The following is a 25842-nucleotide window of genomic DNA, read 5'->3' on the forward strand; positions in this document are numbered from 1 at the left end:
TCTATGCCTCTTCCTCTTCAGACCCCGCTGGAGGCGGGGTTGGCCCGGCCTGCTCGGCCTGGGCCTGCTTTTGCTTTTCTTCCCATTGTTTGGCGGAATAAATGTCCAGTTCCCAGCCGACCAATTTGCTGGCCAGGCGCACGTTCTGGCCATACTTGCCGATGGCCAAAGATAACTGGTCCTCGTCCACGATGATGTTGACGCGCTTCTCATCGGCAATGAGCTGCATCTGCGAAATTTCCGCCGGGGACAGGGCCGCCTGGATGTATTCCTTGATATCGTCGGAATAACGCACGATGTCGATCTTTTCGCCGTGCAGTTCGGTGACGATGTTCTTGACACGCGAACCGCGCATCCCGACACAGGCGCCGACGCAATCGATCTTGTCGTCCTTGGAAAAGACCCCGATCTTGGTGCGCTCGCCGGGGTCGCGGGCGATGGCTTTCACCTCGATGATGCCCTCGTAAATTTCCGGCACTTCCAGTTCAAAAAGGCGTTTGACAAAATTCGGGTTGGTGCGCGAAAGGATGATCTGGGGGCCCCGCGTCTCGCGGCGCACCTCTAAAAGATAAGCGCGGATGCGTTCCCCCTGACGGAACTCCTCTTTGTTGGACTGTTCGCTGCGGGGGATGAGCGCTTCGGTCTTGCCTAAGTCCACAATGATATTGCCGCGCTCAAAACGGTACACGGCACCGCTGATGATCTGGCCCAGACGCACGCTGTATTCATTAAAAACCACGTCTTTTTCCGCCTCACGGATCTTCTGGATGACGACCTGTTTGGCGGTTTGCGCGGCGATGCGGCCGAACTCGCTGGAATGGATCTCCTGGTCGCCGGCCCAGGCGGTCAATTTTCCGGTCTCACGGTCCAGGGTCACCTTGACCTCCACCTCTTTGTCCACGCTCCAGATCTTCTTGGCGGCGGAAGCCACGGCGGCCTCGACAGCGGCGATCAGGATCTCCTTGTTGATGCCCCGGTCGCGCTCCAATTGTTCCAAAATGGTCAGTAATTCATTCTCCATGCTTAAGCCTCTCTAAATAACCAGCGTTGCTTTAACGATCTGCCCCAAGGGCAAAACGATCTCTTTCTTCTTTGTCCGTACAACGATCTGTTTTTCATCGGCGGCCATCAGCACGCCGCTGTATTCTGTTTTTCCTTCCACCGGCTCTTTGAGCCAAAAGCGGACCGCGCGATCCAGGTTACGGCGGAAATCTTTGGCCGTGACCAACGGCCTGTCCAAGCCCGGCGAAGAAAATTCCAGCGAATATCCCTGCTCCCCTAAAAACCCGTCGGCGTCAATGGCTTCAACGATGGTCTGGTTGAGCGACGCGCATTGCCCGACGGTGATGCCGCCCGCGGGCAGATCGGCCGCAAAACGGATGATCACATCCTCTTGATAAACACCCACGCTCAATTCCACGGGGTCGACACCGGCGTTCGCCAGAATGGGCGCGGCCAGCGTTTCCACCTTACAGCGGATCTCATCCGTATCTAAGGGCGGCATAACTTTAAAACAGCTTCCACGGCGCTGTCTTTAGCGACCATCTCGGTCTTGCCTGTCCGGCGGCATTTGATCTCCGCCTGACCCTGGGCCAGCGTGCGCTTGCCGATGACGATGCGATAGGGAATGCCGACCAAGTCCGCGTCATGGAACTTGCGCCCGGCGCTTTCGTCGCGGTCATCCAGCAAAACATCCAGGCCCGCCGCGGTCAAGTCCTCATAATATTTTTTGGCTAAAGCCATGCTTTCGGCATCGCCCGCCTGCACCGGCAGGATCTCCACGTCAAAAGGCGTCACCTCCCGCGGCCAGATGATGCCATCCTTGTCGCAATTGATCTCGATCATGGCGGCGATCAGCCGGCTGACCCCGATGCCGTAACAGCCCATGATCACGGGTTTTTGCTGACCGTCCTCATCAAGATACAAAGCGCCCAAAACCTGGCTGTATTTGGTGCCCAATTGGAAAATATGACCCAGTTCAATGGCTATTTTGCGCTCCCACGGACCGTTTGCCGGCGGCGGCTGGCCATTGTTATCTTTAACGGCCCGGCCGGCCCCGTTGACCCACAGCACATCCTCTCCGATCGGGGCCAGGACCAAAAATTCATGGGAAACGCTCCCGCCCATGGCCCCGGGATCCGCCTCGACGGTCACGGCATCCAAACCGCAACGTTTAAAAATTCTCAAATACGCCCCGTGCTGCAGATCGTAATTCTTCTTTAAGCCCCCCGCGTCGCGGTCAAAACTGTACGCGTCTTTCATCAAAAACTCGCAGGCGCGCACGATGCCGAACCGGGTGCGGGTCTCGTCGCGGAACTTCGTTTGGATCTGATACAGGGTCACCGGCAATTGGCGGTAACTCTGGATGAAATGTTTGACCAGATCCGTAATGACCTCTTCGTGCGTGGGCCCCAGGCACATGCGCCGGCCCTTTTTATCGTCAAAGGTGATCATCACTTCTTTGAGCGTCACATCGCGCCCTGTCTTTTTCCAAATATCAACGGGCTGCAAAGACGGCATCAAAAGTTCGTGACAGCCGATCGCGTCCATTTCTTCGCGGATGATGTTTTCCACCTTGCGCAGGACGCGATACCCCAAAGGCAAATACGTGTACACGCCGGAAGTCAGCATGTGCACCAGGCCGGCGCGCAGCGACAATTGATGGCTGACGGCCTCTGTACCGACCGGTATTTCTTTGAGCGTCGGGATAAAATATTTGGACCACAACATAAATCACAGACGCAGCATTGCTGCGTCTCTACCTCCCTTATTCGAAAAGCCCGTTCAAAGATACATTGCGCCGGACAAACGTGGGATAACACGAGGGCCGCTTGCGGGACATGGTCCAATCGCCCACGACCTTGCCGCCCTGATCAATGCGTTCCTGTTTGAACGTAAAAATATCCTCCAGCGTGATCATTTTGGTTTCCTTGTCGAAACGCAGATCCGTGATATTGGCCACCCTGCGCACACCATCGAGAAAAAGCTCAACGTAGACAATAAGGTCAATGGAGCTGGCGATCTGCTGCTGGATCTGTTCCCCGCTCAGGCGAATCCCGGACATGAGCATCATGGTGGTCATGCGGTTAAAACATTCCTGCGGGGAATCGGCATGGACAATGGCCAACGAACCCGCGTGCCCGCTGGCGATGGATTGGACCAGGTCCAGGACCTCGTGGCTGCGCACCTCGCCGATGATGATGCGGTCCGGACGCATGCGCAGAGAATTGATAAAAAGGTCGCGGATGGTCACTTCGCCCCTGCCTTCAATATTGGCGGTCTTGGACTGCAGGGACACGACATGGTCCTGCATGAGCCGCAACTCAGCCGTATCTTCAATGGTGATGATGCGTTCGTGCGCCGGGATATGGCTGGAGAGCACATTGAGCAGGGTGGTCTTACCGCTGCCGGTGGAACCGCAAAAAACGATATTCAGTTTGGCCTTGATGGCGGCCGTCAGGAACGCGGCCATGGGCCTGTTGAGCATGCCGCGCCCGATGAGATCATCAACGCTCGTCAGGTTGGTGGAAAATTTACGGATGGTCATGATCGGCCCGTGCAGGGAGCACGGCGGCAGGATGACGTTGACCCGCGACCCATCGGGCAGGGAAAAATCCACGTACGGCGAGGACTCGTCCACCCGCCGGTGGGAACCGGAAGCCGCCAGCATTTTCTGGATCGTATGCGAAAGCTCGGCATTGTCTGAAAAATGGACATTGGTCTTCTCGGTCTTGCCGGCACGCTGGATGTAGACGGACTTGGCGCCATTGACCATGACCTCGCTGACCATCGGGTCCTCCATGAAAGGCCGCAACGGCCCCAGGCTCACGATGGCCGTGACCAGTTCCCGGATCACGGCGGTGCGCTCCTCCATGGAGACCGTCAATTGTTTCTCACGGCATAAACTGGTGATGGCCTCGTCCACAAAAAGCTGCAGCTGGTCCTCGTGCATCCGGTCCTTGATCTCCAGAAAATTGGTCTTGGAGATCAAATAATGGTAAATGACGGATTTCAGTTCTTTTTGATCTAATGTGGCCATATGTTCACGATCCTGTCAATGAGCCCGATGCGTTCAAAATCCGAATAAAAAACGAACACCGCTAAAACGATGATCAGGCTGAAACCCGCCCGGGTGATGATCCGGTCCACCCGCAGGGACAATGTTTTGCCGCGCAGTTTCTCCAGGCCCATCAGGAACAAATGCCCGCCGTCCAAAGGAACGACCGGCAGTAAATTGAAGATCGCCAAACTCGCGCTGATGACCCCGACGATGTGCAGCAAGAACGAAAACCCGACCGTGATGGCGAACTTGACAATGAAGAACATGCCGATGATGCCCATGGCTTCCTTGGGGGAGCGCAGGCCCAAAGCCATCTCATACAACGCCGTGCAGGTCTTGACCGTCACCGATCCCAGCTCCTGGACGGCCTTGAGGGACGCTTGGAAAAAACCGTAACGCGTGATGACCAGGTCCCCGGCATTGTCCATCGGCCGGGGCCCCACCCCGATGCGCCGGGTGACATGCGTCCGTCCAAAAATATCTTTCTGCGTCTGGTCCGAAGGGACCAGGGTCTTTTCAACCCGCTGTCCCTGACGCTCCAAAACAATGGACAGTTGTGCTGCTTGCGAGGTTGTCACCGCTTCCTGCAGGTCCGGCCAATGCAGGACGGCCTTGCCGTTGACATTCAGGATCTTGTCCCCGGGTACGATCCCCGCTTTCTGGGCCGCTGACCCCTCAAGCACCTGGCCGACGACCGCGGGGACTTTCTTCGCGGAAGCGTCCAGGTCCACATGGCCGATCATAAAGACCGCCCAAAAACAGGCGTAAGCCAAAACCAGATTGACCACCGGCCCCATGACCACGATCAGGGCCCTGCGCCCGATGGATTTCCCAAAAAATTCGCCGCTGACACCCTTGCATTGGTCCCGTTCGTCGCCGGCCATCTTGACATAGCCGCCCAAAGGAATGGCGCACAAAGCAAATTCCGTGCCGTTGATGACCCGGCCGGCGATCTTGGGGCCGAAACCCAAAGAAAATTGCTCGACCTTCACCCCGCATTTCCTGGCCGTGATGTAATGCCCCCACTCATGCACCAGGATGAGGATGCTCAATATGAAAATAAAAATAAACAATGTCATCATTATATTTTTTCCATCACAGCCCCGGCCTCCTGCCGGGCCCAGGCATCGGCCGCCAGGATGTCCGCAACCGTCGCAGACGCAACTATTTTATGCCGGCGCACGATTTTTTCAACCACTTTATAAATGGCCGTAAAACCGATGTTCCCTTTCAAAAATCCCTCCACAGCTTGCTCGTTGGCGGCATTGAGCACGCACGGCAGCGTGCCGCCCGAACGCGCCGCTTCAAACGCCAGGCCTAAGGCCGGGAATTTCTTCAGGTCCGGTTTTTGAAAATCCAAATGTTTCAATCCCGCCAGGTCCAAACGCCGCAAACCCGTTGGCAGACGGTCGGGATAGGTCAGCGCATACTGGATGGGCAGGCGCATGTCGGTTATGCCCAACTGGGCCAAAATGGACCCGTCCTCAAATTCCACCATGGAGTGGATGATGGCCTGGGGATGCACCACCACCTTGATCTGGTCAAAACGCAAACCAAAGAGCCGCTGGGCTTCGATGAACTCAAAACCCTTGTTCATCAGCGTCGCTGAATCCACCGTGATCTTCGGCCCCATGTTCCAGCGCGGATGGCGCAAAATGTCTTTGACCGTCATGGCGCCAAACCGCCGGGCCGGCACGTCCCGCAAAGGGCCTCCCGACGCCGTCAAATGCACGCTTTTGACCGGGGACCTGGACCCGTCGAGGCATTGAAAAATGGCGCTTTGCTCGCTGTCCACCGGGATGATCCGGGCCCCGCAGCGGCGTGTTTCTTTCATCAATATCTCTCCGGCGATGACCAGGGCCTCTTTATTGGCCGGCGCAATGGTCTTGCCCGCCCTGGCCGCGGCCAAAAACGGGGCCAAGGCCCCTGCCCCGCGCATGGCGATGACGACGACATCCACGTCTTTAAGGGCGGCCATGGCGCCCAAATCCTTTTGCGCATCATACAACCGCGTTGAAGAGGGCAATGATCTCTTGAGACCCGCCAACGTCCAGGGCGCGGCGGCCACGTGTTTTGGCTTGAATTGCCTGATCTGCTTTTGTAAAAGAGCTGTATTCGTATACGCCGACAAAGCCGTGACAATAAAACGTTCGGGGTAACGCTCGACAACCTTTAATGTGTTGACCCCGATGGAACCTGTAGACCCTAAAACCGCAATTCGTTTAGGACGCATGATCAAAGGCTTTTTAACGTTGAACTCATGTACAAATAAAACGCCGGGGCCGCGAACAAAACGCTGTCCAGCATATCCAGAACACCGCCCAAACCCGGCAAAAGCCGGCCGGAATCCTTGACCCCGCAGTCGCGCTTGATCAGCGACTCCGACAGGTCTCCGAGTTGGCCGATCCCTCCGAAAAAAGCGCCCATCAAAACAACCTGCAGGAGCGGAAAATGCGCCTCCGCCGGCAAAAAAGACCGGAAAACCACCGCGGTCAGCGTGCTGAACAACAAAGCCCCGATACTGCCCTCAACGCTTTTATGAGGACTAACCTTGGGCAAAAGCGCATGCCGTCCCAGCCGGCTGCCGATCAAAAACGCGCCGACATCCCCGGATTTGGTGACCAGCAGAATGAACCCGGCGAGTTTTACGCCTTCCACGCCGGGAAGCATCATGCGTATCTTGACGAGGAAACTAAAAAACCACGAAACATACAGGACGCCGAACAGCGTCGTGGAAAGGCCCAGGATCGCGTTGCGGTTGTCCTGCCGGGAAAATTGCAGCAGGAGGATGAGCAAAAACCCGACAACGATAAAAAGCAATTCCCAATTCTTGGTCAACGCAAAGCGCGTGAAGACGGTGATCGGGATCAACAGGCCGATCAAGATGCCGATATAACTGTAGATCGGGACGTCTTTTTTCTGCACCATGTGAAAGAACTCGTACAAACCGCCCGCCGTCAGGAAACAAATGACGGCGATGAACATGAAATCATTGACCACGGCCCAGGCGGCCAGCATCGCCATGAACGAAGCGGATAAAAAACGCGCGCGCGACAAGGGGAACTCCTTGATCAGGTGCTCATTTAACGCCGCCGTAACGGCGCTGACGTCCGGCAAACTCGGCCAACGCCTTGTGAAACTCCTGGACCGTGAATTCCGGCCAAAACTTGTCCGTAAAATACAACTCCGCGTACGACAACTGCCAGAGCAGGAAATTGCTGATCCTTTGTTCACCCGACGTGCGGATCAAAATGTCCGGGTCCGGCTGGCCGGCGGTATACAAGTAACGGCCCAACGTCTCTTCGCTGATGTCCTCAAGTCCCAAGCGCCCGGCTTTGACGTCGGCCGCAAGGCCCTTGACCGCGTCCGCGATCTCGGCGCGGCTTCCGTAATTGAATGCCACGTTCAAGGTCATTGCCGTGTCCGCCCCGGTCATGGTTTCGGCCGATCGGATGGCGGTCCGCACATGATCGGGGACGCCCTGGCGGCGGCCGATGAAACGGATCCGGACGCCGTGGACGTGCAGTTCTTTGGCCTTTTGGTTGAGGGCCGAGACCAGGGTGCGCATGAGCATGCTCACCTCATCCGGGGGCCGCGACCAATTCTCCGTCGAAAAAGCGTAAAGGGTCAGCACCTTGACCCCTGCCTTAAGGGCCGCCTGCGTGATCTCTTCAACGCGTTTGACGCCTTCGATATGTCCCTGGGTGCGCGTCAAATGCCGCGCCTGCGCCCAACGGCCGTTGCCGTCCATGATGATCGCCACATGCATGGGGACCTTGGAATCGTCCATAAATATTAAAGGGGGATATCCATCCCCCTTGCGTACTGCGACAACTAAAATGCAAAACGCTTACGCCGCCATGTCCATCATTGCGCTGGTGCCTGCACTGCCGCCTTGACCTTGGCTTCTAACGCCTCTTTGGCTTCGGCCAACTGCGCGTATTGCTTCTTCAGGTCGGCGTTAACGCCTTTTTCCTGTTCCACGATATCCTGGATCTTGACCATCTTGTCCGAGGTGGACTTGATCTGTGCTTCCATCGTGGACAGTTTCGAAGCGTTCTTCTGCAAACTTTCTTCAGCCACCATGCGGCTGTAGCGTTCTTCCTCAAGGCCTTTGAGGGCCCTGTGTTCTTTTTCAAGGGAACGCGCCAAAAAAACGGAAAGACCGACGACCAATAACCCTAAAATGACCACAACAACGTCTTTTTTCATTCTTCGGATTTTGTCTTTTCTGTTTTAGGCAGGATCACGATCTCGACCCGGCGGTTCTTTTGACGGCCCTCTTTGGTGGTATTGAGGGCAACGGGCTTAAACTCGCCGTAACCGATGGCCGCCAGACGCGGTTCGGAAACGTTCTTTTGGCTCAAATAATGCAAAACACTTAAAGCGCGCGCCGAGGACAGTTCCCAGTTGGACTTCCATCCCGACTTGCGGATGGGCTCATTGTCCGTGTAGCCCTCAACACCGACGTTCAAATCCGCCACCGTGGTGTTCAGGACACCGGCGACCTTGTCAAGTTTAGGGAAGGAGGCCTTGCGCAGCTGGGCTTTTCCGGAATCGAACAGCACCTCCGCGACAAAGGTGATGACAAGGCCACGGGCCAGCATCTCAACCTTGACCTCTTTGTCATTGATCTCGTTCTTGAGACGGCTCTCCAGCTCCTGCTTGGCGCGCTCCAGTTCGGTCAGATCGCTTTTCAATTTGGAAATTCTCTCGACGTCGGCGCGCCGGCCCTTTTGAAAAATGACCGTGCAGCCGGAAAACCCGATGGCGATCAACCCGCTCAAGACGATGGTGACAAAAAACATCCGATTCTGACGCATGCGATCCCCCTGTTGTTGAATAATTTAGGAACTCAAATTATCACAGCCATTTATTAAAGTCAAGAAAATCCGCCCTCACCTCAATGCTACCGGACGATGATCGCGTCGCGCTTGGAGCCCACGGAAATATATTTGACCCTCACTTTCAGCAATGCCTCAAGCCGGCGGATGTACCGACGGGCATTGGCCGGCAGTTGGGCGAAAGAGCGTATGCCGCGGGTATCGGCCTGCCAGCCGGGCAGGGTTTCATACACCGGCCTGGCATTGCCCAGGACCTCGCCATCGTGCGGATAATCCTTATAGGTCTTTCCTTTATATGTATACGCGGTGGCGATCTTCAATTGGGGCAGGTCGTCCAAAACGTCTAATTTCATGATGGCCAGTTCGGTGGCGCCGTTGATGATGACCGCGTAACGCACCAGCACGCTGTCAAACCATCCGCAGCGCCGCGGCCGGCCGGTGGTGGCACCGAACTCAAGGCCCTTGCGGCGGATGGCTTCGTCCATGGCTCCCTTGAATTCCGTGGGAAACGGCCCTTCCCCCACCCGCGTGGTGTAGGCCTTGACCGCGGCAACAACCCTGCCGATCTTTGTCGGCGGCACGCCTGTGCCGGAGGAAACCCCGCCGGTGGTCGCGTTGGAGGACGTGACAAACGGGTATGTCCCAAAATCAATGTCCAAAAATGTGCCCTGCGCCCCTTCAAAAAGGATTTTTTTCCCGCGGTCGATGGCGCGGTTCAAATACAACGCCGTGTCGCAGATATAAGGTTTCAAACGCTGTCCATAGCCCAAATATTCCTTATAAACAGCGTTGAAATCATATCGCTTGTGCCGATACACATTCACGAGAATATCGTTCTTCTCGGCGAGATTGTCCGCGATCTTGGCCTTGAGCGCGCGGGGGTTCAAAAGGTCGGTCATGCGCACGCCCATGCGCCCGACCTTGTCCGCGTAACAGGGGCCGATGCCCCTGCCCGTGGTCCCGATCTTCTGGGTCCGCCTGCTGTCCCTCAAACCGTCCATCACCCGGTGATACGGCATCACCACATGGGCATTGGAGGCCACCTTGAGTTGCTTACCCGTCATGGGCAGGCCGCGTTTCTTGAGAGCGCCGATCTCGTCGAGCAAGGCCTTGGGATCAACGACCGCCCCGTTGCCGATGACACAGACCTTGTCCCGGCGCAGGATCGCCGAGGGGATCAGATGAAAAATATATTCCTTGTCCCCCACAATGACCGTATGGCCCGCGTTATTGCCGCCCTGATAACGCGCCGTGATATCAACGCCCTGGGAAAGGATGTCGATCAATTTTCCCTTGCCTTCATCCCCCCATTGGGCGCCTACAACAACAAGATTCATACGATCTCTCTTTAGGTCACACCTTGATGGTTTTAGCGAACAGGATATTTTTGGTCTGCTTGAGTTTGGCCAAAACGGGCTCGGGGATCTGGCTGTCCACATTAACGACGCTGACCGCCACCCCCTGCTGGTCCTCACGGCCCAGCGTGATGCCGGCGATATTGATGCCGGCTGCCGCCAAAACGGTGCCGATGGCGCCGACAATGCCGGGCTTGTCGTTATTGTTGATGAACAGCATGTGTCCGGCGGGAGTGGTCTCGACGTAAACATTGTTGATCTTGACGATGCGCGGCTGATGGTTGCCGGTCAGCGTCCCCCAGACACCGAACGTCTCTTTGTCGGAAACCACGTCCACGCTGACCAGATTCATGTATTCACCTTCCTGGTTGGAAATGATCTCCTGGATATTGATGCCGCGGTCCTTGACCATGTTCATGGCATTGACGGTATTGACCGTCTCGCCCAGGACCGGCGTCAAAAGCCCTTTGGCCAAAGCCATGGTGACCGGCGCCACATTTTGCTGGGTGACGGCACCGCTGTAGGTGACCTTGACTTCCTTGACCCGTCCCTGCACAAGTTGGCCGGCGAATTTGCCCATGCGTTCGGCCAGATCCAGATAGGGCTCAATGGCCTTGTAGGCCTCGGCGCTTAAACTCGGGAAATTGGCGGCGTTGCGGATGCCGCGGCCTAACAGCGCGTCCTTGACCGCTTGCGCGATCTCCACGGCAACGTTGACCTGGGCCTCGGACGTGGAAGCGCCCAGATGCGGGGTGGTGACACAATTGTCCAGTTTGAATAAAGGATCGTTAAAATCCGGAGGTTCGGCGCTGTAAACGTCCAATGCCGCGCCCGCGATGCGTTTTTCAGTCAAGGCCTTGGCCAGGGCTTTCTCGTCAATGATACCGCCGCGCGCGCAATTGATGAGGCGCGTGGTTTTTTTCATGAGAGCGATCTGCTTTTCGCCGATCATGCCGGTAGTTTCCTCGGTCTTGGGAATGTGCACGGTGATGTAATCAGCGGTCTTGTAAATTTTATCCAATTCCACCAGTTGAATGCCATTCTTCGCCGCGATCGCGGCAGAAAGGAACGGATCGTAGCCGATGGTGATCATGCCGAAACCCTGGGCCATTTTAGCGACCGTGGTCCCGATGCGGCCAAGGCCGATGATACCCAAGGTCTTGCCATACAATTCAATGCCGGTAAATTTTGAACGCTCCCATTTTCCGCTTTTGAGCGACGCCACGGCCTGCGGGATATTGCGCGAGAGCGCCATGATCAAACTCATGGTGTGCTCGGCGGTAGACGTGGTGTTGCCCGCCGGGGTGTTCATGGCAACAATGCCTTTTCTGGTCGCGGCCGGCAGGTCCACATTGTCCAGGCCCACACCGGCGCGGCCGATGATCTTCAACTTGTCCGCCCCTGCGATGATCTCGGCCGTGACCTGCGTGCCGCTGCGCACGATGAGCGCGTCATAATCCTTGATGATCTTTTTGAGTTCATCCGCCGGCACGCCGAACTTGCAATCCACCGTGAACCCCGGCTCGGCGGTGAGAATGTCCAGGCCCTCTTTTTCCAATTTATCACTGACTAGAATTTTAAACATACAATCCCTTTCATATGCTTACACTGTCATTCCCGCGAAAGCGGGAATCCATTTCAATTAATTCGGATTACGGTGGGTGGCTCGAATCTACTCCGAATCTACTCTTTCAAATTGTTGCGACTTTAATAGAGCATGCCAAATAGATACAATGGGATTTTATTGCCGGCACCTATCTCAATACGGTCCGCGGCCACAAAGGCATTATCCGTATTCTTAATTTGCTTGAACGTCTTGCCCTTGCCGCCGATCTCAAAGATATATTTATCACCCACCAAAAAATCCCCTTTATCGCTGGCCGTTATTTTAACAAGGCCTTTTAATTGATTGAGAAAGAAAGTCTCGCGCAATGCCCCCTGGTCGTGCTCGGATATAAGCTGGCTATGCAAAACACCGAGAAGATTGGGATCTTCAATATACGCCTTCTGCGGTTTGCGCGCCAACACGTAGCCTTTACCGCCGGGACGCAAACAATATATTAATCCCGATCCCTCAAGATACTCCAGGTAAGCATAAACATATTCTTTTGATAGACCCAGTTCACGGCTCATTTTATCAATATTGACCGTGAACGATCCGGCGGTCGCAATAAGCCAAAGCATTTTCTTGAGGACCGCAATGTTCGATTTTTTTACATTCCCCATGACCGCGACATCTTCATAAAGGACCTTTTCAATGATATTAAGGAGTTTCGAGACATAGGTCGCTTCTCCCTCGAGAAAGAACGGGTAATACCCCATGGCAAGATAATGCTTAAAATATTTGAGTATTGGTTTACCGGAAGCGAATTTTTGGGCCAGACGCACATGACCGGTCAAGACATCCTCAAGAGATACAGCCGGAACTGAGATTTTCTCTTTAAGCGCCAAGTACTCCCGGAACGAAAGCCCCTTCATCCCGTAATAGACCAACCGGCGCGAAAGGTCCACCTTGCTCTCCTGCAAAGCAAGCGAAGAACTACCGGAAACAAGGATTTTCTTTCCTTTGAATGTATCTAAAATGCTCTTGAGTTCCACCTCCCATTTGGAATATTTATGGATCTCATCAATAATGAGGGCTTCGCCTCCGTATTGAAAATATTCCTTTGCTGTACGGAAAAGCCCTCCCGCAGAAACCTCCACATTATCGGCCGAAATGTATAAGCATTTCTCAACATCATCGTATTGATCACGGTAATGCTGAAGCAAAAGCGTTGTCTTACCGACCCCCCGGGAGCCTGTGATACAAAGGGCCGAAGCGCTCCAATCAATCGTATGGTAAAGATACCTTTTAAAATCCACTGGGGTATCTTCAACCGTTTGTTTGTGTATATAAAAAAGTTCTTCAAGCATTGTATAAACTCCTAAGGACTAGTAGAGTATACGATATATTAACAATTCCGTCAAGTGTAGTCTGCTAATAAATCTCACCCACCCACAAAGAGGGGAGGGAAAAATCCTATTTTTGATTCAGGGCTTTCTGCGCTGCGGCCAAGCCGGCGCCCAATTCAAATTTGTGTCCCATCTCATGCAAGACCTTCTCCAGGCAGGCCAAACCTGTCAGGACATCGTATTCATCCAAAGCGCCCATATGCGCCATGCGGATGACCTTTCCCTTTAAAGGGCCCTGTCCGCCGGCAAAGGTGATGCCGTGCGTATCGCGCATGATCTTCGTCAATTTCTCCCCGTCAATACCGGCAGGCACCTTCACCGCGGTCAAGCCGTTGGTCGCACAGGACAAGTCGGGATACAGGTCCATGCCGATGGCCTTGCATCCGGCGCGGGCCGCCTTGGCCAGACGCTCAAAATGTTTGAACATGTTGTCCAGACCACGCTCCTTGATCAGGCGTATGCTCTCCGCCATGGCAATGATGATGCCGATGGCCGGGGTAAAAGGCGTATCGGTCTTTTCCAGCGCCTTCTTGGACTCGCGCAGGTCGAAATACAAGCGCGGGGTCGTTGATGCATTGATGTAGGCAATGGCCTTGGGCGAGGCGGTGACAAAGCCAACTCCGGGCGACAGCATCAAACCCTTATGAGAACCGGCAACCACCATGTCCACATGCCATTCGTCAGCGCGCAATTCCTGCACCGCTAATCCCGAGACCGCGTCAACGACAAGAACGGCCTTGGTGTTCCTGACCGCTTCACCAATGGCCTTGATGTCCGGGGTAACACCCGTCGATGTCTCGACCAGGGTGACGAAAACGGCCTTGGCGTCCGGATGCTGGTCCAATAATTTCTTGATGTCCAAGGCCTTGGGCGCTTTGCCCCACTGCACCTTCATCTCAATGGTATTGGCCTTGTACGTCCGGCACAGGTCCACCCAGCGCTCGCCGAATTTGCCGCTGTTGACCGCAATGGCTTTGTCCCCGGGGGACAAAAGATTGACAACGCAGGCCTCCATGCCGCCAGACCCCGAAGAGGCCAGCAGGTAAACGTCGTTTTTGGTCCGGGCGATCTCCTGCAGTCCCGCGACCACCTCCTTAAGGTATTCCTGAAAGCGCGGCGTGCGGTGATGGATGATGGGCCGCCCCAGAGCGGCACACAATTCCGGCGGGACCTGTGTCGGTCCCGGGGTCAACAACAAATTGCGTTTCATAATATCTCCTATTGCTTCTTATCCGGTTCCCCGAAATGTGCGATGACGCCGTCCACAAGCCCGTAATCCTTGGCTTCCTGCGCGGACATGAAGAAATCGCGGTCCGTGTCTTTTTTGACTTTCTCGACGGCCTGGCCCGTGTGTCTGGCCAGGATCTTGTTGAGCTCATCCTTCATGCGCAGGATCTCCTCCGCCTGGATGGAAATGTCGCTGGCGGTCCCCTGCGTGCCACCCCACGGCTGATGGATCATGATGCGGGCGTTGGGAAGCGCGTAGCGTTTGCCTTTGGTGCCCGCGGTCAACAGCACCGCGCCCATGCTGGAGGCCTGACCCACGCAATAGGTGCACACGTTGGGTTTGACGAACTGCATGGTATCGTAAATGGCCAGTCCCGCCGTCACCGAACCGCCGGGAGAATTGATGTACACGTTGATGTCTTTCTGCGAATCCTCAGACTGCAGGAACAGCATTTGCGCGATGACCAAGTTGGCGACGGTGTCGTCAATGCCCGTGCCCAAAAAAATGATCCGGTCTTTGAGCAATCGCGAATAAATGTCATAGGCGCGTTCCCCGTGGCTGGTCTTTTCAATGACCATCGGAACTAAAATTTGTGATTTTAACATTCAATCCTCCTTACGATTAAAAACCACTGAGGAGCCCCCTGAAAAGCTTGGGAAGCAGCTTTTCAGGAAGTGATCTGCGTCGGCAGATCACTTACCCATTTGGCTTCTTTGAGCAAAAATTCCATGACCTTGGCCGGCAAATTCTCCTGCTGTTCTGACCCGATCTTTTCCTGTTTGGCGATCTCCTCCAGAATGAGATACACCTTCACGTCGCGTTCAACCATCGTCTGCAGTGATGCGGCGATCTCCGCTTCTTTTTTCTGGATCTCCTCGTCCTTCATGCCCTGGCTTTTAAGCCGCTTGAGGGTCTCGTTCAAACGGTGCTGCAGCTGGCGCTGGACCAGGGACTGCGGCACCACGAGCCGGGCGTTCTTGATCAGGGCATCAATGACCTGGTTTTCCACGTCAACGCGGTTCTGGCGGTCTTTGTCCAGTTCCAGCTGGCGTGATAAGGCCTGCTTGAAATCCTCCAAGTTCGGAAAACCCATGCCACGCGCGAACGCGTCGTCAATAACAATTTCGGCGCCGTCGCGGCCTTTCTTGAAAAATTCAAGGGTCTTGGTGATATCTTCCTCGCTGACCTTGGAACTTTTGCGGGTCACCTTAATGCCCTTATAATGGCCGGGTTTCACCTCGGGACGGATGTCTAAAGTCGCTTTGAAACTCAAGATGCCGTCCTTCAGGGCCACGTCGCTGATCTGGGGAAGGTCAATGGGGTTCAACTGATGCTGACCGATGCCTTCCTGATAGGCCTGGGGCACGAGTTTCTTGATGGTCTCTTCCTCGGCGAGTTTGCCGTGAGAATTGGCCAGGACCGCGCGCGGCACCTTGCCCGGGCGAAAGCCCCTGACCTTGGCGTATTTGCTGATCTCCTCGTAGACCTCGTCCATGGTCTTGCTGACCCGCTCACGGGGGACCTCAAATTTGACCTCACGTTTGAGCGTGTCGATCTTTTTGACATCTACTTTCATTAACGCGATTCCTTTCCATTAATGTACGGGCACGGCATGCCGTGCCCCTACATAGTGAATTTCTCGCCCAAATAAATTTTCCGGGCTTTCTGGTCGTTGATCAGGTCCTGCGCCGTGCCGGAGATCAGGACCCTGCCGTCGGCAACCAGATACGCGCGGTCGGTGATGGACAGCGTCTCGCGCACGTTATGGTCGGTCAGCAAGATGCCTAAGCCCCGTTTTTTAAGGTCGCGGATGATCTCCTGCGCCTCGGCCACGACAATGGGATCAATGCCCGAGAACGGCTCATCCAAAAGCAAGAACGACGGGTTGGTGACCAAAGCGCGGGTGATCTCCAGACGCCGGCGTTCCCCGCCGGAAAGCGTGTAGGCCCTGGACCTGGCCAGATGCGAAATGTTGAGTTCTTCCAGCAAGGACTCCAGACGGTTTTTGCGTTCCCTGGGACTCAAATGCAAGGTTTCCAGGACCGCCATGATGTTTTCCTCGACGGTCAGTTTGCGGAAGATGGAACTTTCCTGCGCCAGATACCCCATGCCCAGACGGCAGCGGTCATGGATGGGTTTTTTGGTGATGTCTTCCTGGTCAAAGACCACCTGGCCTTCATCAGGATCGACGATCCCCACCACCATGTAAAAACTCGTGGTCTTGCCGGCGCCGTTGGGGCCCAAAAGGCCCACGATCTCGGAACGGCCGACCGAAATGGTCAATCCGTCCACGACGCGCCGCCCCCCGTATGTCTTCACCAAATTTTTCGCTTCCAGTAAATGCATAAGGTCATTTTTCCATCTTGGGGAACAATCCTGATCCCTTATTGTCGCTGGTGTCAAATACCAGTTTGGGACGGCCGGTCATGATCAATTGCTGGTCATCGCCGTCATAAACCATTTCATCGGCGTAACTGGCATTGGTCCCCTGAATGACCTTCACATGGCCCGTGCAGATCACTTTCTTGATCTTCTTGGTCTTGTCGTCAAAATAAACCGTCATCTTGTCCGCGTACAGCTGGCGGCCCGTGGATGCCTCAACCGCCACCACGTTGACATTAAAAACCGCGACCATTTTCAGCTGGTCCATCTGCATGGGCCCGTCGCAGGTGATGGTCGCTGTCTGGTTGGGCGTGAGGTCCTTGGTCGTATTCAAAACCGCCTTGACGTCCTGGTCAATGGCGGCCTGTTTCAAATTCGGGTGCGCGGTCAGGCCTGTGCCGGTGATCACCCCCTGCTTGTCCACGATCTTGACCGGGTCCTTGGTCGTGATCAGGTCCTGATCGCGTTTCCAGTCCAGGGTATCGGTGGTCATCTGCGTGCCGCGCTCGGCGGTGATGACCACGTCGTCCTTCAGGTTGATGTCCCCGTTGATCTTGTTGATGGTGCCGGTCCTGGACTTGAGATTGACCTTTTGCTTGTCAAACGCATTCGCGTCCACGTTGGTGATCTTTATTTTTTCATCGGAAATATCAGCTTTATCGCCATTGATCTCCCACGACTTTTTACCGCCGGTGGTATAGCCGTTGAGATTAAACCCCTCCAATTGCTGGGTGGGCGCATCCTGATCCTGCGCCGGCGCATCCTCTGCAAACGCGGGGGCGTATGCCAGATAGCAGATCCCGAACGTTATCATGATCGTTTTAATGTTCATACAATTCAGGCCCCCACTTGCCCTGCGCCTTTAAGACCATTTCAATGACCTCACGGGCAGCGCCGTCTCCGCCGCGACGGGACGTGACATAATGCGCCGCCTGTTTGAGCTCGGGGGCGGCATTGGCCACAGCCACCCCGAAACCAACACGCTTGAGGACCACCAGGTCGGCCAGATCATCGCCGACAAAACACACTTCGCTGTCTGAGACCTTAAAATCCTGCAGCATCTGTTCATAAGCGCCGGTCTTCGGGTAAACGCCCGTGAACACTTTGTCGATCTTCAAATCCTCGGCGCGGTAGCGCACGACATCGGAAAGGCGGGCGGAAATGAGCACGGTCTTCAGGCCCGCCTTTTGGGCGAAAACAATGCCGAAACCATCCTGCACGTCAAACGCCTTGCTCTCAACGCCGTTGCTGTCAATGATGATCTTGCCGTCGGTCAAAACACCGTCCACATCAAAAGCCAGGACCTTGATCTTCTTGAGCGCCTTGTCCGTGATCATACCAGCCCCGCCTTCAACAGGTCCTGCACATCCACCAAACCAACGAGTTTGGCCTTTTGGTCCACCACGGGCAATTCGTCGATCTTTTTGGTCTTCAAAATATCAAAGGCCTCGGCCGCCAGTTTATCTTTAACAATGGCTGTCGGTTTTTTGGTCATGAACAGCCCCACGGGCTTGGATAAAAGCGCGGGGTCTTCTTTCAAATGACGGCGCAGGTCCCCGTCCGTGAATATTCCCAGCAGCCGGTTTTGACCGTCGACAACACAGGCGGATCCGCAACGGGCCCTGGTGATGGCCAAGAGCACATCCTTGACCCTGGCCGACGGCTTGACCCTGACGTAATGCGTACCCGCGCGCATGATGTCCTCGACTTTTAAGAACAAACGCCGGCCCAAAGCGCCGCCGGGATGGTAAAAAGCGAAATCTTCCTTTTTAAACTTCCTGCGGTCGATCAAACACGCGGCCAACGCATCCCCCATGGCCAGGGTCGCCGTGGTTGAAGCCATGGGCGCCAGGCCCAGCGGACATCCTTCTTCCTTCACGGAAACATTGAGCACCACGTCGCTGTGGCGGGCCAGGGACGACCGGGGATTGCCGGTCAAAGCAATGGTCTTGGCCCCGATCTTCTTGACCAAAGGCAGGGTCCGCACGCTCTCCTGGGTCTCCCCGCTTTGGGAAATGACAATGAACACATCGCGTTTGGTCACCTGCCCCAGATCACCGTGCACGGCCTCGGCGCTGTGCAGAAAAACGCTGGGCGTGCCCGTGGAGGAGAAGGTGGCCGCGATCTTGCGGCCCACGATGCCGCTTTTGCCCATGCCACAAACGACCACACGGCCCTGGCATTTGGCCATCAGGTCCACGGCCGCGATGAAGTTCCTGTCCAAACGCCCGGCCAGCGCCTTGACGGCACGGGCCTCGATCTCTAAAACCTGTTTAGCGCGTTTAAGCATATTTTGAATTATAGGGACACAATACTTAATTCAACCATACATAACACAGGAATTAAGTTTTGTGTCCCCATAATTCCTGCTTACTTCTTAACTACTCGGTCAATATTAATTAAATCCTTGAGAAAATCTTCCAATTTATTAATTGGAAGCATATTCGGCCCGTCGGACAAGGCCTTGGCCGGATTCGAATGCGTCTCTAAAAAGATCCCATCAACACCGGCGGCAACGGCGCAGCGCGCCAATAACGGAATGTATTTGCTTTCCCCGCCCGAGGCATGGCCCAGACCGCCGGGATGCTGGACGCTGTGCGTGGCATCAAAGATGACCGGGTATCCTGTTTCGCGCATCACCGCCAAAGACCTGAAATCCGAGACCAGATTGTTATACCCGAAACTCACCCCGCGCTCGGTGAGCAATAAATTCCGGTTGCCCGCCTCTTCCATTTTCTTGATAATGCCGGCCACGTCCCACGGCGCCAAAAATTGTCCCTTTTTAACATTGATGACCCTGCCTGTTTTGGCCGCGGCCACGATGAGATCCGTCTGGCGGCACAGGAACGCGGGGATCTGGATGATGTCCAAAATTTCAGCGGCCGGGCCGACCTGACCCATATCATGCACGTCGCTTAAAACCGGCACTCCGACCTTGGCCTTGATCTCCGCCAGGACCTTCAACCCTTCCCATAATCCGGGGCCGCGGAAAGACCTGATGGACGTGCGGTTGGCCTTGTCAAAGCTGGCCTTGAACACGAACGGCACTCTCAAACGCGACGTGATCTTTTTGATCCGCTCGGCGATGGCCAACGCAGAAGCCCTGGACTCGATCACGCAGGGCCCGGCGATCAGCACGAACGGATGGCCTTTGCCGAATCTGACTTTACCTATTTTGATCTCTTTAACCATGGCGCCTCAAAAATTCCTTCGCTGTTTTCAGGTCTTCGCGCGTGTCCACCGCGATCGATTCCGCCTTTGTCACGACGGTCTTGATGCGGGCACCGTTTTCCAAAGCGCGCAATTGTTCCAACTGCTCCGTGCTTTCCAAAATGGACTTGGGCCAGCGCGTGTACTGCAATAAAAATTCTTTACGGTACGCGTATAAGCCCAAATGTTTATACAGCTTCAGCTCTGCTGGCCTTTGCGCGTTGCGGTTATAAGGAATGGGCGCGCGCGAAAAATACAGCGCGTATCCGGCCGCGTCCAGGACGCATTTGACGACATTGGGATCCGTGAAGTCCCTCTCGTCGGTGATCACCTTGACCACCGTGCCCATCTGGCACGAAGGATCGTTCTTTAAAGCCAAAACCAAAGCATCAATGGCGGCCGGGTCAACCAACGGCTCGTCCCCCTGGATATTGACGACGATGTCTACATCCAGGTCTTTGACCACTTCGGCGATGCGGTCCGAACCCGACGGATGCCGGGGATCGGTCATCACCGCCTTGGCCCCGAACGCGCGGGCCGCGTTCAAAACCTCGGCGTGGTCGCAGGCAATGAGCACATCGTCCAGCTGACAGCATTGCTTGGCCCGTTTCCAGACATGCGCGATCATAGGCGCGCCGTTGATGAGCGCCAAAACCTTGGCCGGAAAACGCGTGGACGCAAAACGCGCGGGAATAACTCCTAATGTCTTCATGGATGGTCCAGGGCTGCCTTTAACTCGTCCAACCCGACAGCCACGGCCCCCATTTTACCGACGACGATGCCGGCGGCGTGATTGGCGATGTCCGCGGCCCGGCGCTGATCAGCCCCGGCCGCCAAACACAAAGCAAAAACGGAAATGACCGTGTCCCCGGCGCCGGAAACGTCATAGACCTCCTGGGCGCGCGTGGCGATGGGGAACGGCGGCTTGCCCCGCTCAAAAACGTACATCCCATGCTCGCCTAAAGTGACGAGCAGGGACCCAATGCCCAGATAGGCCAATAAGCCGCGGCCATTGCTTTCAATATCTTCCTTGGTGTCGAGGCGCGTCGAACGGATGCCGTAACGCTTGCGCGTCTCTTCGGGGATAATGCTCAAAGCGGTCTCGGTCTCTTTCTTGTTGGGCGTGATGCACGTCACCCGGCCGTAACCGCGCAGGTCCTCAAGCTTGGGATCCACAACCACGGGAATTTTATGTTCCCCCGCCAAACTGCGCACGGCGCTCAAAAGCCCGGCGTCAACGGTCCCCTTGCCGTAATCGGAAATGATCACGGCGTCAAATTTGGAAAAATTCCGGCGGATGAACGGGATGATCTTGGCCGCCTTGAGCTTGTCGTCCTTGAGGTCCAGGCGGGTCTCACGGTCCAAACGCACCACCTGCTGATGCCGGGCAATGATCCGGGTCTTAAAAATGGTGTCCATGTGTCCATCGGCAAAAATGCCGGCGGTGGTGATCTTGCGGCGTTCCAATTCTTTTTTCAGGATGCCGCCTTCAGCGTCTTTCCCGATCTTGCCCACCAGGGTGACTTGCGCGCCCAAACTGCGCAAATTATTGGCCACGTTGGCAGCGCCCCCCAGCGTAAAAAACGATTCCTCCTGCAAAACCACGGGCACCGGGGCTTCCGGGGAAATGCGGCTGACGCTGCCCTTGATGTACCGGTCAAGGACCACGTCGCCGACCACCAAAAGCCGCCTGGTCTTGAACTTGGCTATTATATTATTATAAGTAGTGGCCATAAAACCGGTCATTTTAGCATAGTTTGCAAGGGGTTACCAATAAAAAATACCCTGGCTGTCCCTGCGCAGGATGTCTTCCACCAGGTCCAGGACCTTGTCCACGGTGATGGGATCGGTTGAGAGAAAAAACCCTTTGGGCCCCAACGGCTTCCAACGTTTAGGGTTAATGCCGGGCTGATCGCGTAGAAATAAGGAAATAACGAAAGTCCCCACCCCCGCGGCCAGATGCACAGGGCCCGAGTCATTGGAGATCAAAAGCCGGCAGCGGCTCAACAGGGCTACACTTTGGGCCACGCTCGTGCGTCCGGTCAAGTCCGCCACCGGCTTGGGGCATAGGCGTAATATCTCTGCGGCGATGGCCGTGGTTTGGGGCCCTCCGATCAAAACGATCTTAAGATCATAGCGGTCCGTCAAACGGCTGATCAAACCCGCGAAGGACGCGGCCGGCCAGCATTTGGCCGGGTCGCTGGCGCCTGGATGAATGGCGATCAACTCCCCGGCCCGTATGCCCTGGCTGTTGAGCCAATCCAAAACCCAGGTCTCCGCATCCTTGCGCACAGGCACCAGCATGCCCAAAGCATCTTCGGTCTCCGTGGGAATGCCGACCCCCTTTAAAACGTCCAAACAATATTCGCTTTCATGTTTTTCACCCAAATGCCGGACATCTTTTAAAGGGTGTGTGAGCAAAAATCCCATTTTGTCGTTGCGGTAACCAATGCGCGCCAGCACTCCGGCCAAAAAACACGCGAAGTTATAACGGCGTTTGGTATGCAGAATAAAAACGGTGTCAAAATTCCCGCGGCGGATCTCCCGCGCTAAACGCAAAGCTCCGAGCACGCCTTTGTGCCGTCCCGCGCGATCGTCCACCAAGACCTCGTTGAGATAAGGGTTGCCAGTGACCAGGTCCTTTGTCGCCGGTGTCACGAGGATGGAAATGTACGCCGCCGGATACGCCCTGCGCAGGGCCTTGATGAACGGTGTGGTCAACACCACATCCCCGATACGGTCGGTGCGCACGACCAGGATCCTAGAGAAATTTATTTTGGATGACATCAATGACGTCCTGTGCCTGAATAGCCGCCATGCATTGATGCGGCGCACGGCTCCTGGGGTTTAAACAACGCGGGCAAGACCCGTTGCGGCGGATGACAACGGACTTAGGGTCCCGCGGACCGCTTTTTGTGTGATCCGTGGGCCCGAACAGGGCGATCACCGGCACGCCGAAATAACAGGCGATGTGCATGGCCCCGCTGTCATGGGCCACAACGAAGGCGGCCCTGCCTAAAACAAAGGCGAGCTCCCGAAGGTCCATCTGTCCAACCAGGGACAGCGACGGGTTTTTCATGCGCCGGCGCATGCCTTCAATGAGCTCTGTTTCCGCCGCACCGCCGGTGAAAACCACGGCCATGCCCTTGGCCGCGATGAAATCCGCGACCTCAACAAAACCATCCGCTGTCCAGCGTTTAGCGGAATCCGCGGCGCTGGGTGCTATCACGACGAATTTGCCCTTGGGCAAAACATCGCCGGCCAATGGCTTGGGCACAATGGCCGTGCGCGGGACATTTTCATCTGAAAAATGATGGACCGTGCGCAAACGGTCCAAATGTTTTCGGCTCATATGCTCCCGCGAAGGCATTTGCAGCGGGGTGCGCACGCGGGCGTTCAATACAAAAGGTAAAATGGTGTTGCGCAGATCAACGATGAGGTCAAAGCGTTCGCGGCGCAAGGCCAAAAACCAGCGGCATTGGTCCGGCCACGACATATGCTTGTCGTAAACGATCACGCGCAGACGGGGATTGCCCCCCAGAAGGGTCACGGCCTTGGGGCCGACGATAACATGAACACGCGCTGACGGAAAATCACGGCACAGCACATCAAGGACCGGACAGGACGCGACCACGTCCCCGATATTTGAGTGAGAAAAGACCAGGATATTTTTAACTGAAGATAGTTCCAAGGGCTTTCCAGACATCGTCCACCGTCACAGAATTCATGCACACATGATCGGCGCATGACAAATGATAACAGGGCGCTTTGTTGCACCCGACATCCCTGAACACAACCGCTGCCTTCCCGCGCTTTCCCCGCGGCCCGGTGATCTGCGGCCGCGTGGGCCCGAACAAAGCGACCACAGGGGCCCCGACGCTGTTGGCCAAATGCAAAGGCCCGGTGTCGCAGGACACCACCGCTTTGGCATTCTTGAACAAGACCAGGGCCTCGGCCAGGGTCGTGGTCCCGGCCAGATTGACCGCCGCAATGCCCGCGGACTTGATGATACGGTCACAGGGCTCCTTGTCCCTTTGGGAACCGGAAAAAACAACCTGGACTCCCGTGCCGGCTGCCCGGCGCGCCAGATCGATCCAATTCGCCTCGGGCCATTGCTTGCGTTTCCAATTACCGCCGGTATTAAGAACAAGGTACCCGACATTGTTCGCCAAACCCTTGGGCCAGGCATCACCGACGGTCAACGCGCAACAGCGGTCCTCAACACGCAGGCCGTGATCCTCAAGCACCTTCAAATACGCGTCCGAACGGTGAATGTCATCGCCGGGAAACGCAACGGGATGGGTCAAGAGCCGCGGCGCTTTTGAATAACCGACGCGTTGAGGGATGCCGGCCAGATAAACCATCAGCGCGCGGGTGAAGGAGCGATGCAAAAGAAAGGCTACGTCAAAACGCCGTCCGCGCAGTTGAGCGATCAGGCCAACCAGCCCCCACGGCGTGCGGTGCCGCCCTTTCTCGTCGTAAACGATGATCTCGTCCACGTCCGGACAATGCGTCAAGACCTCCTGGACCCTCGGCACGCACAAACAACAAACGCGCGCACCGGGAAAATTGGCTTTCAACGCCTTAAAGACCGGCGTTGAAAAAATGGCATCCCCGAGCCAATTGACATTAACGACAAGTATATTTTTCATAAATCGCTACCGTTCCCTCGACCATACGCTCTGCGCTGAATTCCTTTTCCATCAAAGCGCGTGCGGCCCGGGCCATGTTCAAAGCCCGGACTGGATCACCGAGCATTCCCTTAATACGCTTTGCCAAAGCAGTGCTATCCCCCACAGGGGTCAGAGATCCGGTCTGCCCGTCCTTGATCAAGTCCGGCAAACCGCCCACATTAGACGCCACCACCGGAATACCCGCGGCCATGGCTTCCATAACACTTAAGCCCAAACCCTCCTGCAGTGAGGGCATCACGAACACGTCAAAGGCCGGCAAAATGTCCGCCGTGCTTTGGACGGTGGAACGAAAATCGACGCTCTTTTCTAAACCCAACTGATCGACAAGCATCCGCAGATCATTTTCCTGCGGCCCCTGACCCACGATCATCAGCCGCACGCCGGGAAACGATGCCTTCACCGAAGGCATGGCGCGGATAAGAACATCAATGCCTTTGACATCGGACAGGCGCGCGATGATGCCGATCACGGGAGATCCCTCCACAGACCATTGCGCGCGATTTTGCCGGCGCAAGGCCTCATCGGTGAATGGATAGCAGGACATATCAATACCGTTGGGGACCGGATGAACACTGTCGGGATCGACGTTGAGATCTTTGATAAGATGTTCACGGACACCGCGGCTGATGGCAATGACCCCCTGTCCCCAGCAAGAAAAAACCTTCCTGAACCAGCGGGGTCTGAAAAATCCGTGGCAGGTGCTGATAAAGGGCTTGCCTGTCATACGACTTAACCAAAACGCCATCACCTGGGTGACGCGGGTCTGCGCGTGGATGATGTCAATGCCCTCGGCGCGTATCAACGCGGCCAGACGGGGCAGAACCAGATAAATTTTGGGATGTGCCTCGGACTTGACGCGGATATCCATGCGCTCGTGCCGTACTCCGGTCTTTTCAAGAACACCAACGGCATCTCCACCGGCGGAAACGACAATGACCCTCTGCCCGGCACGGCACAGGCCCGCGCTGAGGGTCGTCACGTAACTGGTGATCCCGCCGGTATCAAAATGGCTGGTTAATAATAAGATATTCATAAATTGATCAATTCTTTGATTTTTTTAAACACTTCCTCCGGCGTGATCTCCTCCATGCACGCGTGCGTGCGGATCTTGCATTGC

General features: G+C 55.6%; 27 protein-coding genes. All 27 read right to left on the reverse strand.

The window, feature by feature from the left end:
- Position 1: 1 nt before the first annotated feature.
- Complete coding sequence (gene nusA / locus Q7K71_00470; GenBank protein MDO8674576.1) at positions 2-1021, reverse strand: transcription termination factor NusA; 1020 nt, start codon at positions 1019-1021, stop codon at positions 2-4.
- A gap of 12 nt (positions 1022-1033) precedes the next feature.
- Complete coding sequence (locus Q7K71_00475; protein ID MDO8674577.1) at positions 1034-1504, reverse strand: hypothetical protein; 471 nt, start codon at positions 1502-1504, stop codon at positions 1034-1036.
- The gene (proS, locus tag Q7K71_00480; protein ID MDO8674578.1) at positions 1492-2730 is read right to left on the reverse strand and encodes a proline--tRNA ligase; all 1239 of its coding nucleotides are present in this window, start codon (positions 2728-2730) and stop codon (positions 1492-1494) included. Before proS ends, Q7K71_00475 begins: the two co-directional genes overlap by 13 nt.
- A 37-nt stretch (positions 2731-2767) precedes the next feature.
- The gene (locus tag Q7K71_00485) at positions 2768-4039 is read right to left on the reverse strand and encodes a CpaF family protein (protein MDO8674579.1); all 1272 of its coding nucleotides are present in this window, start codon (positions 4037-4039) and stop codon (positions 2768-2770) included.
- On the reverse strand, positions 4027-5142 hold the full coding sequence (locus Q7K71_00490; GenBank protein ID MDO8674580.1) for a M50 family metallopeptidase: 1116 nt from the start codon (positions 5140-5142) through the stop codon (positions 4027-4029). Before Q7K71_00490 ends, Q7K71_00485 begins: the two co-directional genes overlap by 13 nt.
- Positions 5142-6293: a 1-deoxy-D-xylulose-5-phosphate reductoisomerase gene (locus tag Q7K71_00495; protein MDO8674581.1), complete on the reverse strand. Its 1152-nt coding sequence runs from the start codon at positions 6291-6293 to the stop codon at positions 5142-5144. The genes Q7K71_00490 and Q7K71_00495 overlap by 1 nt, the downstream gene beginning before the upstream one ends.
- A gap of 2 nt (positions 6294-6295) precedes the next feature.
- Complete coding sequence (locus tag Q7K71_00500; protein MDO8674582.1) at positions 6296-7177, reverse strand: phosphatidate cytidylyltransferase; 882 nt, start codon at positions 7175-7177, stop codon at positions 6296-6298.
- Positions 7140-7850, reverse strand: a complete 711-nt coding sequence (locus Q7K71_00505) for an isoprenyl transferase (protein MDO8674583.1) — start codon at positions 7848-7850, stop codon at positions 7140-7142. The genes Q7K71_00500 and Q7K71_00505 overlap by 38 nt, the downstream gene beginning before the upstream one ends.
- A gap of 77 nt (positions 7851-7927) precedes the next feature.
- Complete coding sequence (locus tag Q7K71_00510; protein ID MDO8674584.1) at positions 7928-8272, reverse strand: hypothetical protein; 345 nt, start codon at positions 8270-8272, stop codon at positions 7928-7930.
- Complete coding sequence (locus Q7K71_00515; GenBank protein MDO8674585.1) at positions 8269-8883, reverse strand: OmpA family protein; 615 nt, start codon at positions 8881-8883, stop codon at positions 8269-8271. The genes Q7K71_00510 and Q7K71_00515 overlap by 4 nt, the downstream gene beginning before the upstream one ends.
- An 86-nt stretch (positions 8884-8969) precedes the next feature.
- A complete protein-coding gene (locus tag Q7K71_00520; protein ID MDO8674586.1) occupies positions 8970-10241 on the reverse strand; it encodes an adenylosuccinate synthase in 1272 nt (423 codons plus the stop codon).
- Positions 10242-10257: 16 nt separating this feature from the next.
- Positions 10258-11844, reverse strand: coding sequence for a phosphoglycerate dehydrogenase (serA, locus tag Q7K71_00525; protein MDO8674587.1), 1587 nt, complete (start codon positions 11842-11844; stop codon positions 10258-10260).
- Between the two features lie 122 nt (positions 11845-11966).
- Complete coding sequence (locus Q7K71_00530) at positions 11967-13172, reverse strand: AAA family ATPase (protein MDO8674588.1); 1206 nt, start codon at positions 13170-13172, stop codon at positions 11967-11969.
- Positions 13173-13278: 106 nt separating this feature from the next.
- A complete protein-coding gene (locus Q7K71_00535) occupies positions 13279-14421 on the reverse strand; it encodes an alanine--glyoxylate aminotransferase family protein (protein ID MDO8674589.1) in 1143 nt (380 codons plus the stop codon).
- Between the two features lie 8 nt (positions 14422-14429).
- Positions 14430-15044 (reverse strand): ATP-dependent Clp endopeptidase proteolytic subunit ClpP, encoded by a 615-nt coding sequence (clpP, locus tag Q7K71_00540; protein ID MDO8674590.1) that lies wholly within the window; start codon positions 15042-15044, stop codon positions 14430-14432.
- Between the two features lie 62 nt (positions 15045-15106).
- Complete coding sequence (locus Q7K71_00545) at positions 15107-16015, reverse strand: trigger factor (GenBank protein MDO8674591.1); 909 nt, start codon at positions 16013-16015, stop codon at positions 15107-15109.
- Between the two features lie 47 nt (positions 16016-16062).
- The gene (gene lptB, locus Q7K71_00550) at positions 16063-16785 is read right to left on the reverse strand and encodes an LPS export ABC transporter ATP-binding protein (GenBank protein MDO8674592.1); all 723 of its coding nucleotides are present in this window, start codon (positions 16783-16785) and stop codon (positions 16063-16065) included.
- A 4-nt stretch (positions 16786-16789) separates the two neighbouring features.
- Positions 16790-17653 (reverse strand): LPS export ABC transporter periplasmic protein LptC, encoded by an 864-nt coding sequence (lptC, locus tag Q7K71_00555; GenBank protein MDO8674593.1) that lies wholly within the window; start codon positions 17651-17653, stop codon positions 16790-16792.
- Positions 17643-18158, reverse strand: coding sequence for an HAD-IIIA family hydrolase (locus Q7K71_00560; GenBank protein ID MDO8674594.1), 516 nt, complete (start codon positions 18156-18158; stop codon positions 17643-17645). Before Q7K71_00560 ends, lptC begins: the two co-directional genes overlap by 11 nt.
- Positions 18155-19111, reverse strand: coding sequence for a KpsF/GutQ family sugar-phosphate isomerase (locus tag Q7K71_00565; protein MDO8674595.1), 957 nt, complete (start codon positions 19109-19111; stop codon positions 18155-18157). Before Q7K71_00565 ends, Q7K71_00560 begins: the two co-directional genes overlap by 4 nt.
- 80 nt (positions 19112-19191) lie before the next feature.
- The gene (gene kdsA / locus Q7K71_00570; GenBank protein MDO8674596.1) at positions 19192-20013 is read right to left on the reverse strand and encodes a 3-deoxy-8-phosphooctulonate synthase; all 822 of its coding nucleotides are present in this window, start codon (positions 20011-20013) and stop codon (positions 19192-19194) included.
- Positions 20006-20743: a 3-deoxy-manno-octulosonate cytidylyltransferase gene (kdsB, locus tag Q7K71_00575; GenBank protein ID MDO8674597.1), complete on the reverse strand. Its 738-nt coding sequence runs from the start codon at positions 20741-20743 to the stop codon at positions 20006-20008. The genes kdsA and kdsB overlap by 8 nt, the downstream gene beginning before the upstream one ends.
- Positions 20740-21765, reverse strand: a complete 1026-nt coding sequence (locus Q7K71_00580; GenBank protein ID MDO8674598.1) for a PfkB family carbohydrate kinase — start codon at positions 21763-21765, stop codon at positions 20740-20742. The genes kdsB and Q7K71_00580 overlap by 4 nt, the downstream gene beginning before the upstream one ends.
- 33 nt (positions 21766-21798) lie before the next feature.
- Positions 21799-22818 (reverse strand): glycosyltransferase family 9 protein, encoded by a 1020-nt coding sequence (locus tag Q7K71_00585; protein MDO8674599.1) that lies wholly within the window; start codon positions 22816-22818, stop codon positions 21799-21801.
- Positions 22793-23722, reverse strand: a complete 930-nt coding sequence (locus Q7K71_00590) for a glycosyltransferase family 9 protein (GenBank protein MDO8674600.1) — start codon at positions 23720-23722, stop codon at positions 22793-22795. The genes Q7K71_00585 and Q7K71_00590 overlap by 26 nt, the downstream gene beginning before the upstream one ends.
- Positions 23703-24683 carry a glycosyltransferase family 9 protein gene (locus Q7K71_00595; protein ID MDO8674601.1) on the reverse strand — a complete coding sequence of 327 codons (981 nt, stop codon included), beginning with the start codon at positions 24681-24683 and terminating at the stop codon, positions 23703-23705. Before Q7K71_00595 ends, Q7K71_00590 begins: the two co-directional genes overlap by 20 nt.
- Complete coding sequence (locus Q7K71_00600) at positions 24661-25758, reverse strand: glycosyltransferase family 4 protein (GenBank protein MDO8674602.1); 1098 nt, start codon at positions 25756-25758, stop codon at positions 24661-24663. Before Q7K71_00600 ends, Q7K71_00595 begins: the two co-directional genes overlap by 23 nt.
- Between the last annotated feature and the right edge of the window lie 84 nt (positions 25759-25842).

The sequence above is a fragment of the Candidatus Omnitrophota bacterium genome (assembly GCA_030650275.1).
GTDB lineage: Bacteria > Omnitrophota > Gorgyraeia > Zapsychrales > Fredricksoniimonadaceae > JACPXN01.